We start from the raw sequence: 15122 nt of genomic DNA on the forward strand, positions 1-15122 counted from the left end.
AGATCGCGCTGTCCGGCCCTTCGGCTGCAATCGACACCCTTACAAGACCATGGCCGCTGTTTCACTGACCCCCCGCGCACTTTACGAAGAGGTGGCGGAGCTTTTGCGCCAGCGCATTTTCAGCCGCGAACTGGCGCCCGGCAGCTGGATCGACGAGCTCAAGCTGGCCGAGGAATACGGCATCAGCCGCACGCCGCTGCGCGAAGCCCTCAAGGTGCTGGCCACCGAAGGACTCGTGACCATGAAAGTGAGGCGCGGCGCCTACGTGACCGAGGTGTCCGAACGCGACCTGGCCGATGTCTATCACCTGCTGTCCCTGCTGGAAAGCGATGCCGCGGGCGTGGTGGCGACCCAGGCCACCGAGGCCCAGCTGCAGGAGCTGCAAACCCTGCACCGCGAACTCGAAAAAGCCGTGGCCAACCGCGAGCGGTTTTTCCAGATCAACGAAACCTTCCACATGCGGCTGCTGGAAATCGCCAACAACCGTTGGCGCGACCAGATGGTGGCGGATCTGCGCAAGGTCATGAAGCTCAACCGCCACAACTCATTGCTCAAAAGCGGCCGTATCGAAGAGTCATTGGCCGAACACCGCGCCATCATGGCGGCGCTGGCCGCACGCGATGCCGATGCCACCGTGCAGCGCATGCGCGAACACTTCAGGAACGGGTTGGAAGCGGCGGCTTGACAGGCTGTTTGATCGGCCGCGTGACCACAAACACCCCCGGCAGGATCAGCAGCGCACCCACCGCATGGTGCCAGCCCGGCGGCTCTCCGAGCAGCCAGGCAGCCCCCGCCGCGTAGAGCGGGCCCAGGTACAGCGCCACCGCCACCCGGCTGGCCCCGAGGATTTTCTGCGCCCAGCCGTAGATCCAGTAGGCACCCACGCCCGGAATCAGCGAAGCCATCACCACCAGCAGCAAGGCCTGGCCGCCCAGGGTGTCGGCACCGGGCCGCGTTGCCTCCCACACGGCCGGAGGCAGCAGCACCAAGGTGCCGCCGATACAGATCGCGGCCAGCCGTGCCGTCGCACTCAGGGAACTGGGCCACCTTTTCTGCAGCAGCGCATAGGCGGCCCAGGACACCGTGGCCGCCAGAATCCAGGCGTCCCCTGCCACAAAAGACACGTCGGCCAGGGCCGTCCAGCGCCCCTTGACGACCACGTGAACGACACCTGTCAGCGCCAGCAGCACACCGGCCGCCTGCCGCGCGCCGAAACCCTCGCCCAGCCACCACATCGCCCCCAGGGCGATCAGCACCGGCGAGGCCGAATAAATCAGCGCAATGTTCATGGCCCCGGTGGAGCGCGCCCCTTCATACACCCAGGCACCGCAAATCAGCATGCCCAGGGTGCCGAGCACCAGGTATTGCCGCCAGGCCCGCGTGATCGCCGCCCGTTGCTCCCACAGCTCTGCCCGGGTGATCACCACCAGGATCAGGGCAGCCAGGCCCCAGCGGCCCAAAGCCAGCATGTAGGGCCCGATGACGCCGGGCGCCTTGCGCGCCACGATGTAGTTGACGGCCCAGAGCGCCGGCACCAGCCACAGCAGCAGCAGCGCCTGGCGCGTCTCGCGCTGCGCGTCGTCAGGCATTCGCCGTTACCGCAACCTGCCATGAAGATTCACCACTTTCGCCCGCAGCACCTGGCGCATGGGCCAGCGCCATCACCTCGCGCGGGTGCAGGTTTTTCAGCTTGTGGTCGCTCCAGACCTGGCGCCAGCGGCGCGCACCCGGCAGGCCGTGGCGCAGGCCCAGCATGTGGCGGGCAATCGTCGGCCAGGGCGTGCCGTGGGCGGCGAACTCCCTGGCCATGTAGTCGGCCATCTGCGCCTCGACGGATTCACGGGTCGCCTCGCTGGGTGCCGCGCCGAAAAAGGCCTCATCCCAGGAGGCCAGCCACCAGGGGTTGTGGTAGGCCTCGCGACCGACCATCACGCCGTCGAGTTCGCGCAGTTGCGCCGCCACCTGCTCCCCGGTGGTGATGCCGCCGTTGATGACGATGGTGAGCTCGGGGAACTCGCGCTTGAGGCGGTAGACGAGTTCGTAACGCAGCGGCGGCACCTCGCGGTTTTCCTTCGGACTCAAACCCTTGAGCCAGGCATTGCGGGCATGCACGATGAAGGTCGTGCAGCCGGCTTCGCTGACCGCGCCGACAAAGTCGCGCACGAAGTCATAACTTTCACCCTTGTCGATGCCAATGCGGTGCTTGACGGTGACGGGTACCTTCACCACGTCCACCATGGACTTGACGCAGTCGGCCACCAGTTGCGGTTCGGCCATCAGGCAGGCGCCGAAGGCACCGCGCTGCACACGCTCGCTGGGGCAACCGCAATTGAGGTTGATTTCGTCGTAGCCCCATTGCTCACCGAGCCGGGCGCAGTGCGCCAGATCGGCCGGCTCGCTGCCGCCCAGCTGCAGTGCCACCGGATGCTCTTCGGCGTTGAAGCGCAGGTGCCGCGCCACGTCGCCATGCACCAGCGCGCCGGTGGTCACCATCTCGCTGTAGAGCAAGGCATGGCGTGACAGCAGGCGGTGAAAATAGCGGCAATGCCGGTCGGTCCAGTCCATCATCGGGGCCACGCTGAGGCGGTGTGCGGGAAAAGAACCGGAATTCATGGTGGAAGGAGCGGATTCAGGGGGCATGGAGGCCGTAGTTTCTCATGCGGGCCTGCCCGACGCCGCGAACGGGTGGCAAAAATGCCGCACCAGAGCGCACAGAGGGTGGGCACCAACACCGGCAGGGGCGCGCAAGCCGGATAATGGCAGCCTGGGCCGCACCTGCGCCGGCCTTCCCAACACCAAGCCATGACCAAGACCGACCTGCCCCTGCGGATGACCCGTTCCCTCAGCCCCCCGGAACAATCGCGCCCATCGCCCCTCTTCCTGCGCCCTCGCGGGACCGGCCCACGCGCCGTCGTTCTGCTGCCGCTGCTGCTGGCGCTGGCGGCCTGTACCTCGGTGCCGTTGCCGCCCTGGCCGGGGCCCGCCGGCACGGTCACGGCCCCGCCGCGGGTGGTGGCGGCACCAGCGCCCGCCCCCCTTCCCGCCGTTGTCGTCCAGCCCGTGCCCGACCGCCCGGCGATGGGCCTCCCCCCATCGACAAGCGCCGCTCCCTACGGCGCCGCCGTCGCGGCCCGCTTCCCGGCGCCATCTGTCATCTACAACACGCCCGGCCTGCAGGAAGGGCGCAGCAGCTTCACCTCGAATGCGGAAATCCAGACCTGGCTGCGTGAGCTCAGCACAGCGGCCTCGCGTTCGCCAGGCCTGAAAGCCGCCGTGCTGCCCATCGGCCAGTCGCAACGCGGCGAGACCCTGGAAGCCCTGGTGCTGACGCGGGCCGCCGGCACCGACGCTGCCGCCATCACGGCCTCGGACCGCCCCACCGTGCTGCTGGTTGGCCAGCAGCATGGCGACGAACCCGCCGGCACCGAAGCCTTGCTGGTCGTGGCCCGCGAGCTCACACAAGGCCTGCTGCGGCCGGTGCTCGATCGTGTCAATGTCATCATCGTGCCGCGCGCCAACCCGGACGGCTCAATGGACAATAAACGCGTGACCACCGGCGGTCTCGACATGAACCGCGATCACCTGCTGCTCAACACGCCGGAAGCCCAGGCCCTGGCCCGGCTCGCGCGCGACTACCACCCGACAGTGGTGGTCGATGCCCACGAATACACCGTGGTGGGCCGTTTTCTGCAGAAATTCGGCATGGTGCAGAAGTACGACGCCCTGCTGCAATACGCGACCACCGCCAACATCCCCGAGTTCCTGACCAAAGCCTCCGAAGAGTGGTTCCGCCGCCCGCTGGTCGCCGCCCTCAAGGGGCAGGGGCTCAGCACCGAGTGGTACTACACCACGTCAACGGACCTGGCGGACAAGACCATCTCGATGGGCGGCACGCAGCCCGACACCGGCCGCAACGTCAGTGGCCTGAAAAACGCGGTCAGTCTGCTGATTGAAACCCGCGGCGTGGGCCTGGGCCGGCTGCACATCCAGCGCCGTGTGCACACCCATGTCACCGCGATCTCCAGCGTGCTCGCCAGCACCGCCCAGCGGGCCAGCGAACTGGGCCAGCTGAAGCCCTATGTCGAAAAAGAGATGAGCGCCCTGGCCTGCAAGGAAGAGGCGGTCGTCGAAGCCGGCCCCACCCTCACCCAGCAGGAACTCGTCATGCTGGACCCGGTCACCGGCGCTGACAAGACCCTCAAGGTTGAGTGGAACTCGGCACTCACGCTGCGCAAGATCAAGGCGCGCGTGCGCCCCTGCGGCTACTGGCTGTCGGCAGGATCGCGAACGGCCGTGGAGCGGCTGCGCCTGCATGGCGTGCAGGTGCTGCGGGTGGCCGAGCCGGCGTCCATGCTGGGCGACCTGTATCGCGAGACAGCGCGCTCGGCCGGGGTGCGGCAGGACGTGCGCGGCAGCATTGCCGATGCCGGGCAGATCGCCAGGGTCGAGGTGGCGCTGGTGCGCGGCGTGATCGACGCGCCCTCCGGCAGTTACTACGTGCCCTTGAACCAGCCGCTGGCCAACCTCGTGATCGCCGCGCTGGAACCGGACACACAAAGCAGCTATTTTGCGAACCAGCTGCTCGACGGCCTGGCCAGCACGGCCCGCGTCATGTCCGAGCCGACGCTGCGGACCGAAGAACTGCCCTGAACTGCCGCGCCTACCGGGGCGCTGCGCCACGCGCTTTGTGCGAACTGGCCTACAGACAGCGTCCCGCTGGCGTGCACAAATGGTGAATTCACAGCCCAAGGATTCACCATGAAAACATTTGCCCTCCACCCCAAGATGCTGACCCTGACTGGCGTGTTCTACCCCACAGGTTATGCCTTCATCATGTTTCCCGAGGGCGCCCAGGCCGAGCAGGCGGGGCGTGAGCTGGAAGAAAGCGGCTTCGACAGCGAAGCCGTCATGCTGCTGGAGCCCGACACCATCCTGCGCGAGATCGGCCGGGTCGATGGCGAGTCAGATGTGATCTTGCCCTCGGTCGGCACCGAAGGCGCCACGGTCCAGAAATACGTCACCCTGGCCCGCCAGGGCCAGCACGCCCTGATGGTGCATGCGCCCTCCGAGAAGGAGACAGAACGTGTGATGACCGTGGTGAGAAAGCAGCCTTTTTCCTATGCCCAGAAGTACCACATGCTGGCGATGGAAGATCTGGAGTAAGGCCGCCCGCCCTTGATTGCTATCAAAGAGATAGCTATCAGCGCTTGCAAATAAAAGGCCAGGGCCCGTTTTTACTTAAAAATCCCCACTACCGCCATGCGCCAGGCTCTCGAACTTGGTGATGCGGTTGATGAAGGCCAGCTTGACGGTGCCGGTCGGGCCGTTACGCTGCTTGCTGATGATGACCTCGGCCACGCCGGGCTCCTTGCAGGCGTCCTTGGTGTAGTACTCATCACGGTAGATGAACATGATGATGTCGGCGTCCTGCTCGATCGCGCCGGACTCGCGCAAATCGCTCATCATGGGACGCTTGTCGGTGCGCGACTCGACGCCGCGGCTCAGCTGTGACAACGCAATCACCGGGCATTGCAGCTCCTTGGCCAGCATCTTCAGGCCGCGCGAGATTTCGCCGACGGCGGTGGCGCGGTTTTCCTCGGCCATGCCGCTGGACACACTCATGAGCTGCAGGTAGTCGACCACGATCAGGCCGAGCTTGCCGCACTGGCGGGCCAGGCGCCTGGCGTTGGCGCGCAGCTCGCTGACCGTCAGGCCCGGCGTTTCGTCGATGTGCAGCGAGATGTTGCGCAGCTTCTCGATGGCTTCGGTCAGGCGCGGCCACTCTTCGTCGGTCAGGGCGCCGGTGCGCAAATGGGTCTGGTCGATGCGGCCTATGGAGCCGACGATACGCACCGCGAGCTGGGACGCCCCCATCTCCATCGAGAACACCGCCACCGGCAGGCCTTCGTTGAGCGCCACGTGTTCGGCGATATTGATGGCCAGCGCGGTTTTACCCATGGACGGCCGCGCCGCCAGGATGACCAGGTCGCCGGCCTGGAAACCCGAGGTCATCTTGTCCAGGTCGTAAAAACCGGTGGGCACGCCGGTCACGTCGTTCGGGTTTTCCGACATCTCGGTCACGCGATCCAGCAGGCTCACCACCAGCGTGTCCATGCTCTGGAAACCCTGCTTCATGCGCGAACCCTGCTCGCCGATCTTGAAGATCTTCTGCTCGGCCTCGTCGAGGATCATGGCCACGGCCTTGCCCTGCGGGTTGAAGGCATGGGTGGCGATTTCGTCGCTGGCGGCCACCAGCTTGCGCAGGATGGAGCGCTCGCGCACGATCTCGGCATAACGGCGGATGTTGCCGGCGCTGGGCACGTACTGGGCCAGCGAGTTCAGGTAACTCAGGCCGCCGATGTCCTCGGCCTTGCCCAGGTTCTGAAGGTGTTCGTAAACCGTGATCACGTCGGCCGGCTTGGTCGCGTTGATCAGGGCGCCGACGGCGGCGTAGATCAGCTTGTGTTCGTAGCGGTAGAAATCCTCGTCGACCAGCAGGTCACCGACCCGGTCCCAGGCGCCGTTGTCCAGCAACAGGCCACCCAGCACACTCGACTCGCCCTCGATGGAGTGCGGTGGAATGCGCAGCTGGGCAATCTGCCGGTCGGCGCTGTAGCGGGGATCGGGAGCGGTGGAAAGTACGGCGGACATGGGTCTCCTTGACAGTCCTACATGCTAGCGCCAAGCGGGCCTGGCGTCACTGCAAAAAGCTGTTGATAAGTCGTGAATAACAGGGGTACAACCGTGTACAGGATGTGGATGGACGCACCATTGAAAAAGCCGCTCAGCGAGCGGCTTTTTCTAGGGGCAGCAACGCTGTTTAAGCGGATTCGCCGTACACCGTCACGGTGATGTCCACAGCCACATCGGTGTGCAGAGCCACGGTGACCGGGTGGTCGCCGACGGTCTTCAGGGGACCGTTGGGCATACGTACCTGGGACTTCAGCACGGGGAAGCCCTGCTTGGTCAGCTCGGCCGAAATGTCATGGTTGGTAACGGAGCCGAACAGACGGCCGTCCACGCCGGCTTTTTGCGTGAGCTTGACGGTGGTGCCGCTCAGCTTTTCGCCCTGGGCTTGCATTTCGGCCAGCTTGGCAGCGGCGGCTTTTTCAAGTTCGGCGCGTTTGACTTCGAATTCCTTGATCGCCATGGCGGTGGCGCGACGTGCGCGGCCGGAAGGGATCAGGAAATTGCGGGCGTAGCCGTCCTTGACCTTGACGACTTCACCCAGATTGCCCAGGTTGACGACTTTGTCGAGCAGAATGATTTGCATGGTCGTGTTCCTTACAGGCTGCGGTGCTGGTCGCTGTAAGGCAGCATCGCGAGGAAGCGAGCGCGCTTGACGGCGGTGTTGATCTGGCGCTGGAAAATCGCGCGCGTGCCGGTCAGGCGAGCGGGGATGATCTTGCCGTTTTCGGCAACGAAATCGCGCAAGGTGTCGATGTCCTTGTAGTCGATTTCTTCAACACCAGCGGCTGTGAAACGGCAAAAACGCTTGCGTTTGAACAGCAGGGATTGGGTATTGCGCTTGGGGCGCTTGTCTTTGTTGAAACGTTTTGGTCCGGGCATGATGGACTCCTTAAATGGGGTTCGGTACTGATTCGATGGCTTGAATATGGAAAACAACGCTCTTGCTACCGCGGGCATTGACCAGAAACCCGGTGAACCTGAAGGGTTTGCCTAAGGGCAGCTGGCCAGTTTGCTCAGCCAGCGTACCAAAAGCCACCGCCTTCATTGTCAATTTGACCTGCCGGGTGGAACCTGCTTCTGTCATTTCCGACTCGTGTTCGAGGACGAAATTGGCAGCAGGGATTCCAGCGGGGGTGTAGCGAAGAGGACTGGCCTCGGCGATACAAGCGGTCAATTCAACGCGGTTCACTGCAGAATCATGATCTTGCGACGATGCGCAGCAATCAGTTGTTCAACAGCATGTGTGGGCAACCCGGTGAGGGGTCAGGCCGCATACTCCTGCTGCTGGGCCTTGCGGGCTTCTTCCCTCTCGACGTTGCGCATCATGAGGGACGGACCGGTTTCGGCCTTTTTCTTGAGCACGGTCAGGTGGCGCAACACGGCGTCATTGAACTTGAACGCGTGTTCAATTTCTTCCATCACGGCCTGGCTGGCTTCGATGTTGATGCACAGGTAGTGGGCTTTGGCGAGTTTCTGGATCAGGTACACCAGCTGGCGGCGGCCCCAATCTTCAACACGATGCACTTTTCCACCGCCGGCGGTAATCATGCCCTTGTAACGTTCCAGCATGGCTGGGACTTGCTCGCTTTGATCCGGGTGGATCAGCAAGACGATCTCGTAATGACGCATAAACTCTCCTTGTGGTTTGGTTGAAGCTGCCCCAGCGTCGTTAAGGGTGCAGCAAGGCGAAGCCCATGATTATATACCACCGGAATATTGCCCCCACGGTCGCTCACTGCGTGTAGCTCCCTGCCCCCCGAGGGGGCCGCTGCGCCTGCGGGCCGGCAAAGCCGGACCCGCGGCCCCTGCTTGAAAGGGAGAGAGCCCCCACTGTCGCTCGCCGCGCGTCGGTCCCCCTGCCCCCCCCCGAGGGGGCCGCTGCGCCTGCGGCCCGGCGGAGCCGGTTCCGCGGCCCCTGCTTGGCTGGAGAGCCCTCGCGAACGTTCACGTCATATCCGATCGTCCTGAGCTTGACGAAGGGTCGAAGGCTCCCCGAGGGGGGGCTTGTCTCTGGACGGCCTGGCGCAAACACTCGCCCAATAGAAAAGCCCGGCAACTCGCGTTGCCGGGCTTCTTGGCTGAAGCTGACCGGAGGTTCCGGTCAGTTCAGGACTCAGCGCACGGGATCGGCGCGCAGGGTTGGGTAACGCACATGCTCAACCAGCTCCTGGACCTTTCGGCTAGGCGCAGGGGTGACCAGGCTGACCAGGATGATCACGGCAAAACCGATAGGCACACCGAAGACACCGGCCGAGATCGGCTGGATCTCCCACCAGAGCTGAACCGGTGAAGTGATGCCAAACAGGCCGCGCATCCAGGGCTGGGTGGTGATCATGTAGAAGAACGTGGTTCCCAGGCCGGCGATCATGCCCAGAGAGGCAGCAATACCGGTGGCACGTTTCCAGAAGATCCCCAGCGTCAGGGCCGGGAAGAACGCAGCCGCAGCGAACGAGAACGCCGCGGAGACCAGGAACAGAATGTCGGCCGGTTTCTGGGACGCCACGTAAGCGGCGCACAGAGCCACCACCAGCAGCAGGACCTTGGAGATGGTCACGCGGCGTGCGGTCGATGCGTTCGGGTCGATCATTTTGTAGTACAGGTCATGGCTCAGCGCATTGGCAATCGTCAGCAGCAGGCCGTCAGCAGTTGACAACGCCGCAGCCAGACCACCGGCAGCCACCAGGCCGGACACCACGTAAGGCAGGCCGCCAATCGCGGGCGCGGCCAGCACGATGATGTCACCACCGATGGACATTTCGTTGAGCTGCAAAATGCCGTCCTTGTTGATGTCCACCACCGACAGCAGCGTCGGATCGACCTTGTTCCAGGCAGAAATCCATTCCGGAAGCTGGTTGAACGGCGTGCCGACCACCAGGGTGAAGACCTCGTATTTCACCAACACAGCCAGGGCCGGCGCGGTGAAGTACAGCAGGAAGATGAAGAACAGCGACCAGGTGACGGACTGCCGCGCTTCCTTCACGCTGGGCACCGTGTAGTAACGCATCAGGATGTGCGGCAGCGCGGCGGTACCCACCATCAGACAGAAAATCAATGCCAGGAAGTTGCGGCGTGAAACGTCGTAGGCCTTCTGGGCAGCGGCATCGCCATTGGGGTCACCGGCAAACTGCTGGGCGTGTGGTGGCATGCCGTTGAGCGGTCTGGACTTGGCGTCCGCCCCGGCCTTGGCAGCGGTCCACGCTTTCTTGGCTGCAGCTTCGTCTTTCGGCAAGGCAGCCAGCGCTTTTTCAGCCGCGGAAATATCCGCCAGCGCACCATTGGCGGCCTTCAGGTCTGCCACGGTTTTCTCCGCGGCGGCCTTGTCGGCAGCCAGCGCAACGGCCGGGTTCTTGAGCTTTTCAGCCAGGGCTGCCGAACGCTGCTTGTAGATATCGCGAACTTCAATTTCCTTGGCGTTGCTGGTCAGCTCTTTTTCCTTGGCGGTCACTTTTTGCAGCTGGAAGCCGTAAATCGCCTGCGGAATCGGAACGCTGGTCTGTTTGACCGACAGCCACACCACCGGGATCATGTAAGCCACGATCAAAATGATGTACTGGGCCACCTGCGTCCAGGTCACAGCACGCATGCCGCCCAGGAAGGAGCAGACCAGAATGCCGCCCAGACCCAGGAAAATCCCGAGTTCAAAGGCCACACCGGTCAACCGCGCGGTGATGATGCCGACGCCGTAAATCTGTGCCACCACGTAGGTGAAGGAGCACAGAATCGCAGCAACGATACCCAGAAAGCGTGGCAGGTTGCCGCCATAACGCTCGCCCAGGAAGTCGGGAATCGTGAACTGGCCGAACTTGCGCAGGTAGGGCGCAAGAAACAGGGCCACCAGACAGTAGCCGCCGGTCCATCCCATGATGAAGGCCAGGCCGCTGTAACCCGTCAGGTAGAGCGTTCCGGCCATACCGATGAAGGAAGCCGCAGACATCCAGTCGGCGCCGGTCGCCATGCCGTTGTACATGGCCGGGACTCGGCGCCCTGCCACATAGTATTCGGCAGCGTCGGTCGTGCGGCTCATGATGCCGATGCCGGCATACAGACCGATCGTGGCGAGCAGGAAGATCAAGCCGATCCACTGGCGGGACAAGCCCATCTGTTCAAGGATGGCCAGTACAACCACGAAGGCCAGGAAGCCGCCGGTGTACCAGATGTAGACCTTTTTCAAGCCTGCCTTGAAGGCGGCATTGGAGGCGGCGGTGTTAGTGCCGGCGTCGTTACCAAAAATTCCAGCCATGATTATTCCTCGCTTTCTTCAACACCGTGTTCGATGTCGAGTTTGCCCATGTACCAGGCGTAATACCCGATGATCGCCACGTAGATCACCAATGACCCCTGCGCTCCCATCCAGAAGCTAAAAGGCCAGCCAAAGAAAGTGAAGCTCAACTCGCGGGCGAAATAGCTCACGACGAACGTCACGACGAACCAGATCACGAGCAGGATTGCCGTGACATTCAGGTTCTTTTGCCAATAACGGCGATGGTTGTCAGTCAACTGCATAACACTTGCCTCCATCTAACAACACCCTTTCGGGCACATCACGATCACCACTTTTCCCCAAGCGTGGCCTGCAAGCCGGATCGCGTCTCTTTTATTAGCCTGGGCCCAGACCCCGGCCATCAAATAACCACTCAGCTGGTCTGCCGTCAGGAAGACTGAGCAACGCTCAGTCCCGTCTCGCGTTCCAGCTGGGCGGCCACTTTAGGCTCAAACCGTTTGAGGTGGCGAATGACCTTCACCGCCTCATCAGGGTCTTGCCTGTCTACATGAACCCGCGCAAGCTGATACCAGCCGAACGGGCTCATGGGTTGCAGTTCTGTATTTTTCTTGAGTGCCTGAACCGCTTCGTCGAAGCGGCGATCACGAATCAGCAGCAGTGCCAGGCCGTACCAGGCCCGGTCCATCTTGGGTTCGATGTCCAGCGCCCGGCGAAAGGCGGGCTCCGCGTCGGCGTGCCCGCCGATGTCTTCCAGCATGTAGGCCAGGTTGAACCAGGCCGCGGCGGTGTCGGGGAAGCGTGCCACCAACTCGCGCAGGGCTTCAATGGCGCCGTGCTTGTCCCCTACCTGCGCGAGGACATGGGCGCGGCTTGCCAGGGCATAACGGTCACCCGGCCGCAACACCAGCATCTGGTCGAATTTCTCCAGGGCCGCCGGCTGCTTGCCGAACACCAGCAGGACCAGCGCCTGCAGCTTGAGATACCAGTAAGCCAGGATCATGTTCATTTGCAAAGCTCCACACCAATTTCAAGACAAATCCGGATTTTCATCAGGGTCGAACCAATCCAGACAAACAGAAGCAACAAAAACGCCACGAGCGGAACGTGGCGGTCAATGATTTGTTTCGGGGTGATGAAGCGGGCGGCCACCACAAAGGGTTTGCCGACGATCTGCAGGATCTGGTAGAACAGGTTGCCCTCTTTTTTGGCACCTGCCAGCAAGCCAAGCACCCACTGCCCGAACAACGCGAGCAATGCGATCTCTGCTATCAATTTAAGAGTGGACACGGCAAAAAGCATAAGACCCCAAACAACAATGGCTTGATTGTTGCCGCGGGTCTTACCGACTTCTTACAAATTGCCGCGCAGAGGGGTGACCTCCGTTGAAACCCTCCCTAGGACTTTCCCTTGGTTCTGGCCGCTTGCGAACGCAGCTACAACCAAGTAGCTACAAGGAGGAGGCAGGGCCTGACTCGCGCCGTGCGTCCGCGGCGCAAGTCAGGCAACGCGGCCTGGTTGCAACACGCTTCACTTACCGTTCGGGCTGAGTCACCTGTCCTGAGCTCCGTCGAAAGGGTCGAAGCTTTGCAGCCCTTCGACAAGCTCAGGGTGAACGGAGCTTGCTGAACAACACAGGGCCTATTTGGCCAGTTGCTTCCAGGTGTCGATGACGGTGTCGGGATTGAGCGAGATTGACCCAATGCCCTGCTCCTTGAGCCACAGTGCAAAGTCCGGATGGTCGCTGGGGCCCTGGCCACAGATGCCAACGTATTTGCCCTGGCGCTTGCAGGCCGCAATCGCCTGGCTCAGCAGGGCCTTGACGGCCGGATCACGCTCGTCGAAGTCCTTGGCCAGGATGTCCAGGCCCGAGTCGCGGTCCAGGCCCAGCGTGAGCTGGGTCAGGTCGTTCGAGCCAATCGAGAAGCCGTCGAAGTACTCGAGGAACTGGTCAGCCAGCACCGCATTGCTCGGCACTTCGCACATCATGATGATGCGCAAGCCGTTCTCGCCGCGCTTGAGGCCATGTTTGGCCAGCAGTTCGGTGACCGCCTTGGCCTGGCCCAGCGTACGCACAAAGGGCACCATCACCTCCACATTGGTCAGTCCCATGTCCTTGCGCACGCGCTTGAGCGCTTCGCACTCCATGGCAAAGGCCTCGGCAAAATCAGGGCTGAGGTAACGCGCCGCACCGCGGAAACCGAGCATCGGGTTTTCCTCTTCGGGCTCGTAACGCGAACCGCCGATCAGCTTGCGGTATTCGTTGGACTTGAAGTCCGACAGGCGAACAATCACCGGTTTGGGCCAGAAGGCAGCGGCAATTGTCGCAATGCCTTCGGCCACCTTGTCGACATAAAAAGCGCGCGGCGAGGCATGACCGCGCGCCACGCTTTCCACCGCCTTCTTCAGGTCGGCATCGACCTGCGGGTAGTCGAGGATGGCTTTCGGGTGCACGCCGATGTTGTTGTTGATGACAAACTCCAGCCGTGCCAGGCCCACGCCATGGTTGGGCACCTGGCAAAAGTCAAACGCCAGCTGCGGGTTGCCCACGTTCATCATGATCTTGATGTCAATCGGCGGCATCTCGCCGCGCTGCACCTCGGTCACTTCCGTCTCCAGCAGGCCGTCGTAAATGTTGCCGGTGTCGCCTTCGGCGCAGCTCACCGTCACCAGCATGCCGTCCTTGAGCTGTTCGGTGGCGTCGCCGCAGCCAACCACGGCCGGAATGCCGAGCTCTCGGGCAATGATGGCGGCGTGGCAGGTACGCCCGCCGCGGTTCGTCACGATAGCACTCGCGCGTTTCATGACCGGCTCCCAGTTCGGGTCGGTCATGTCGGTCACCAGCACGTCGCCGGGCTGGACCTGGTCCATCTCGCTGATGTTGTGCACGATGCGGACCGGGCCGGTGCCGATTTTCTGGCCGATCGCCCTGCCCTCGGCCAGCACGGTGCCGGTGCCCTTGAGCTTGTAGCGCTGCTCGGCCTTGCCCTTGGACTGGCTTTTCACCGTCTCGGGCCGCGCCTGCAGGATGTAGAGCTGGCCGTCGGTGCCGTCCTTGCCCCATTCGATGTCCATGGGACGGCCGTAGTGGTCTTCGATGATGACCGCGTAACGCGCGAGCTGCTCGACGTCGGCGTCAGTCAGCGAGTAGCGGTTGCGCAGTTCGGCCGGCACGTCGGTGGTCTTGACCAGCTTGCCGCCGGCCTTCTTTTCCTCGGCGGTGGTGAACTCCATCTGCAGCAGCTTGCTGCCGAGGTTACGGCGGATCACGCAGCGATTGCCCGCCTTGAGCATGGGCTTGTGCACGTAGAACTCGTCGGGATTCACCGCGCCCTGCACCACCGTCTCACCCAGGCCGTAGCTGGAGGTGATGAAGACCACGTCTTCAAAGCCGCTTTCGGTGTCGATGGTGAACATCACGCCGGCCGCGCCCAAGTCGCTGCGCACCATGCGCTGCACGCCGGCCGACAGGGCCACGTCGGCATGGGCAAAACCCTGGTGCACGCGGTAGCTGATGGCGCGGTCGTTGTAGAGCGAGGCAAACACCTCTTTCATCTTGTGCAGCACGTCCTCGATGCCCACCACGTTCAGAAAGGTTTCCTGCTGGCCGGCAAACGAGGCGTCGGGCAGGTCTTCGGCGGTGGCCGACGAGCGCACCGCAAAACTGGCCTGGGCGTTGCCCGCGCTCAGGGCGGCAAAACTGCTGCGCACGGCTTTTTCCAGGTCGGGCGGGAAAGGCTGGGCTTCCACCAGCGTGCGGATCTGGGCGCCGGCGATCGCCAGGGCCCGCACGTCGTCGGTGTCCAGCTTGTCGAGGACGGCGTTGATTTTCTTGTCCAGCCCGTCGTGGGCCAGAAACACGCGAAAGGCGTGGGCGGTAGTGGCAAAGCCGGTGGGCACCTGCACCCCCTTGGGGCCGGTCGGCAACTGCGAGATCATTTCGCCGAGGCTGGCGTTTTTGCCGCCGACAGACTCGACGTCTGTCATCCTCAGGTTTTCAAACGGTACGACCAGGGCGGTCGCCTCAAAAAGCTTGGACATGAAAATACTCCGGGAGGTTTTAAAACGGGGGCATCGACCATGCGCGGCAGGCAAGCTGCTTGTTGTTTTTGGGGCTGGGCGCGGGGCATGGCGTGACAATCGGGATAATTGCCTCAATTGTAGGCGCCCGCCGCCTGCGGCGCCCGCTCCCCCCTTTCACAACCCTGACCCG

The 15122-nt window shown here is 63.0% G+C and carries 15 protein-coding genes; 3 read left to right on the forward strand and 12 right to left on the reverse strand.

Annotated features, from left to right (window positions below):
• Window positions 1-49 precede the first annotated feature (49 nt).
• Window positions 50-685: a GntR family transcriptional regulator gene (locus tag PSV40_RS15260; protein WP_300539329.1), complete on the forward strand. Its 636-nt coding sequence runs from the start codon at window positions 50-52 to the stop codon at window positions 683-685.
• Here PSV40_RS15260 and PSV40_RS15265 read toward each other — a convergent pair.
• Together PSV40_RS15265 and dusA are read right to left on the reverse strand one after the other, a co-directional pair.
• Window positions 657-1589: a DMT family transporter gene (locus PSV40_RS15265; protein ID WP_300539332.1), complete on the reverse strand. Its 933-nt coding sequence runs from the start codon at window positions 1587-1589 to the stop codon at window positions 657-659. The genes PSV40_RS15260 and PSV40_RS15265 overlap by 29 nt on opposite strands.
• On the reverse strand, window positions 1582-2613 hold the full coding sequence (dusA, locus tag PSV40_RS15270; protein ID WP_300539334.1) for a tRNA dihydrouridine(20/20a) synthase DusA: 1032 nt from the start codon (window positions 2611-2613) through the stop codon (window positions 1582-1584). Before dusA ends, PSV40_RS15265 begins: the two co-directional genes overlap by 8 nt.
• 189 nt (window positions 2614-2802) lie before the next feature.
• On the opposite strand from dusA, the gene PSV40_RS15275 reads away from it, so the two are divergent.
• The gene (locus PSV40_RS15275) at window positions 2803-4650 is read left to right on the forward strand and encodes a M14 family metallopeptidase (protein WP_300539337.1); all 1848 of its coding nucleotides are present in this window, start codon (window positions 2803-2805) and stop codon (window positions 4648-4650) included.
• Between the two features lie 108 nt (window positions 4651-4758).
• Complete coding sequence (locus PSV40_RS15280) at window positions 4759-5163, forward strand: RNA-binding protein (RefSeq protein ID WP_300539340.1); 405 nt, start codon at window positions 4759-4761, stop codon at window positions 5161-5163.
• A gap of 75 nt (window positions 5164-5238) precedes the next feature.
• On the opposite strand, the gene dnaB is transcribed toward PSV40_RS15280, so the two are convergent.
• From dnaB to ppsA, 10 genes are all read right to left on the reverse strand, one after another.
• A complete protein-coding gene (gene dnaB / locus PSV40_RS15285; RefSeq protein ID WP_300539343.1) occupies window positions 5239-6651 on the reverse strand; it encodes a replicative DNA helicase in 1413 nt (470 codons plus the stop codon).
• 169 nt (window positions 6652-6820) lie between these two features.
• Window positions 6821-7273, reverse strand: coding sequence for a 50S ribosomal protein L9 (gene rplI / locus PSV40_RS15290; protein ID WP_300539346.1), 453 nt, complete (start codon window positions 7271-7273; stop codon window positions 6821-6823).
• Window positions 7274-7284: 11 nt separating this feature from the next.
• On the reverse strand, window positions 7285-7569 hold the full coding sequence (rpsR, locus tag PSV40_RS15295) for a 30S ribosomal protein S18 (protein WP_077592883.1): 285 nt from the start codon (window positions 7567-7569) through the stop codon (window positions 7285-7287).
• Window positions 7570-7579: 10 nt separating this feature from the next.
• On the reverse strand, window positions 7580-7879 hold the full coding sequence (priB, locus tag PSV40_RS15300) for a primosomal replication protein N (protein WP_300539349.1): 300 nt from the start codon (window positions 7877-7879) through the stop codon (window positions 7580-7582).
• Between the two features lie 74 nt (window positions 7880-7953).
• On the reverse strand, window positions 7954-8319 hold the full coding sequence (gene rpsF / locus PSV40_RS15305) for a 30S ribosomal protein S6 (protein WP_300539352.1): 366 nt from the start codon (window positions 8317-8319) through the stop codon (window positions 7954-7956).
• Between the two features lie 484 nt (window positions 8320-8803).
• Entirely contained in the window at window positions 8804-10930 is a 2127-nt protein-coding gene (locus PSV40_RS15310) for a sodium:solute symporter family protein (protein WP_300539353.1), read from the reverse strand.
• A 2-nt stretch (window positions 10931-10932) separates the two neighbouring features.
• Window positions 10933-11193 (reverse strand): DUF4212 domain-containing protein, encoded by a 261-nt coding sequence (locus PSV40_RS15315; RefSeq protein WP_300539356.1) that lies wholly within the window; start codon window positions 11191-11193, stop codon window positions 10933-10935.
• A 146-nt stretch (window positions 11194-11339) separates the two neighbouring features.
• A complete protein-coding gene (locus PSV40_RS15320) occupies window positions 11340-11918 on the reverse strand; it encodes a tetratricopeptide repeat protein (protein ID WP_300539358.1) in 579 nt (192 codons plus the stop codon).
• Window positions 11915-12211 (reverse strand): hypothetical protein, encoded by a 297-nt coding sequence (locus tag PSV40_RS15325; protein WP_300539361.1) that lies wholly within the window; start codon window positions 12209-12211, stop codon window positions 11915-11917. Before PSV40_RS15325 ends, PSV40_RS15320 begins: the two co-directional genes overlap by 4 nt.
• Before the next feature lie 339 nt (window positions 12212-12550).
• A complete protein-coding gene (gene ppsA / locus PSV40_RS15330) occupies window positions 12551-14950 on the reverse strand; it encodes a phosphoenolpyruvate synthase (protein ID WP_300539364.1) in 2400 nt (799 codons plus the stop codon).
• Between the last annotated feature and the right edge of the window lie 172 nt (window positions 14951-15122).

This window comes from Polaromonas sp. (assembly GCF_029945925.1).
Lineage (GTDB): Bacteria > Pseudomonadota > Gammaproteobacteria > Burkholderiales > Burkholderiaceae_C > Polaromonas.

Coding starts and splice junctions, on each gene's coding strand:
- PSV40_RS15260 (WP_300539329.1), top strand. CDS start 50: ATGGCCGCTGTTTCACTGACCCCCCGCGCACTTTACGAAGAGGTGGCG.
- PSV40_RS15265 (WP_300539332.1), bottom strand. CDS start 1,589: ATGCCTGACGACGCGCAGCGCGAGACGCGCCAGGCGCTGCTGCTGCTG.
- dusA (WP_300539334.1), bottom strand. CDS start 2,613: ATGAATTCCGGTTCTTTTCCCGCACACCGCCTCAGCGTGGCCCCGATG.
- PSV40_RS15275 (WP_300539337.1), top strand. CDS start 2,803: ATGACCAAGACCGACCTGCCCCTGCGGATGACCCGTTCCCTCAGCCCC.
- PSV40_RS15280 (WP_300539340.1), top strand. CDS start 4,759: ATGAAAACATTTGCCCTCCACCCCAAGATGCTGACCCTGACTGGCGTG.
- dnaB (WP_300539343.1), bottom strand. CDS start 6,651: ATGTCCGCCGTACTTTCCACCGCTCCCGATCCCCGCTACAGCGCCGAC.
- rplI (WP_300539346.1), bottom strand. CDS start 7,273: ATGCAAATCATTCTGCTCGACAAAGTCGTCAACCTGGGCAATCTGGGT.
- rpsR (WP_077592883.1), bottom strand. CDS start 7,569: ATGCCCGGACCAAAACGTTTCAACAAAGACAAGCGCCCCAAGCGCAAT.
- rpsF (WP_300539352.1), bottom strand. CDS start 8,319: ATGCGTCATTACGAGATCGTCTTGCTGATCCACCCGGATCAAAGCGAG.
- PSV40_RS15310 (WP_300539353.1), bottom strand. CDS start 10,930: ATGGCTGGAATTTTTGGTAACGACGCCGGCACTAACACCGCCGCCTCC.
- PSV40_RS15315 (WP_300539356.1), bottom strand. CDS start 11,193: ATGCAGTTGACTGACAACCATCGCCGTTATTGGCAAAAGAACCTGAAT.
- PSV40_RS15320 (WP_300539358.1), bottom strand. CDS start 11,918: ATGAACATGATCCTGGCTTACTGGTATCTCAAGCTGCAGGCGCTGGTC.
- PSV40_RS15325 (WP_300539361.1), bottom strand. CDS start 12,211: ATGCTTTTTGCCGTGTCCACTCTTAAATTGATAGCAGAGATCGCATTG.
- ppsA (WP_300539364.1), bottom strand. CDS start 14,950: ATGTCCAAGCTTTTTGAGGCGACCGCCCTGGTCGTACCGTTTGAAAAC.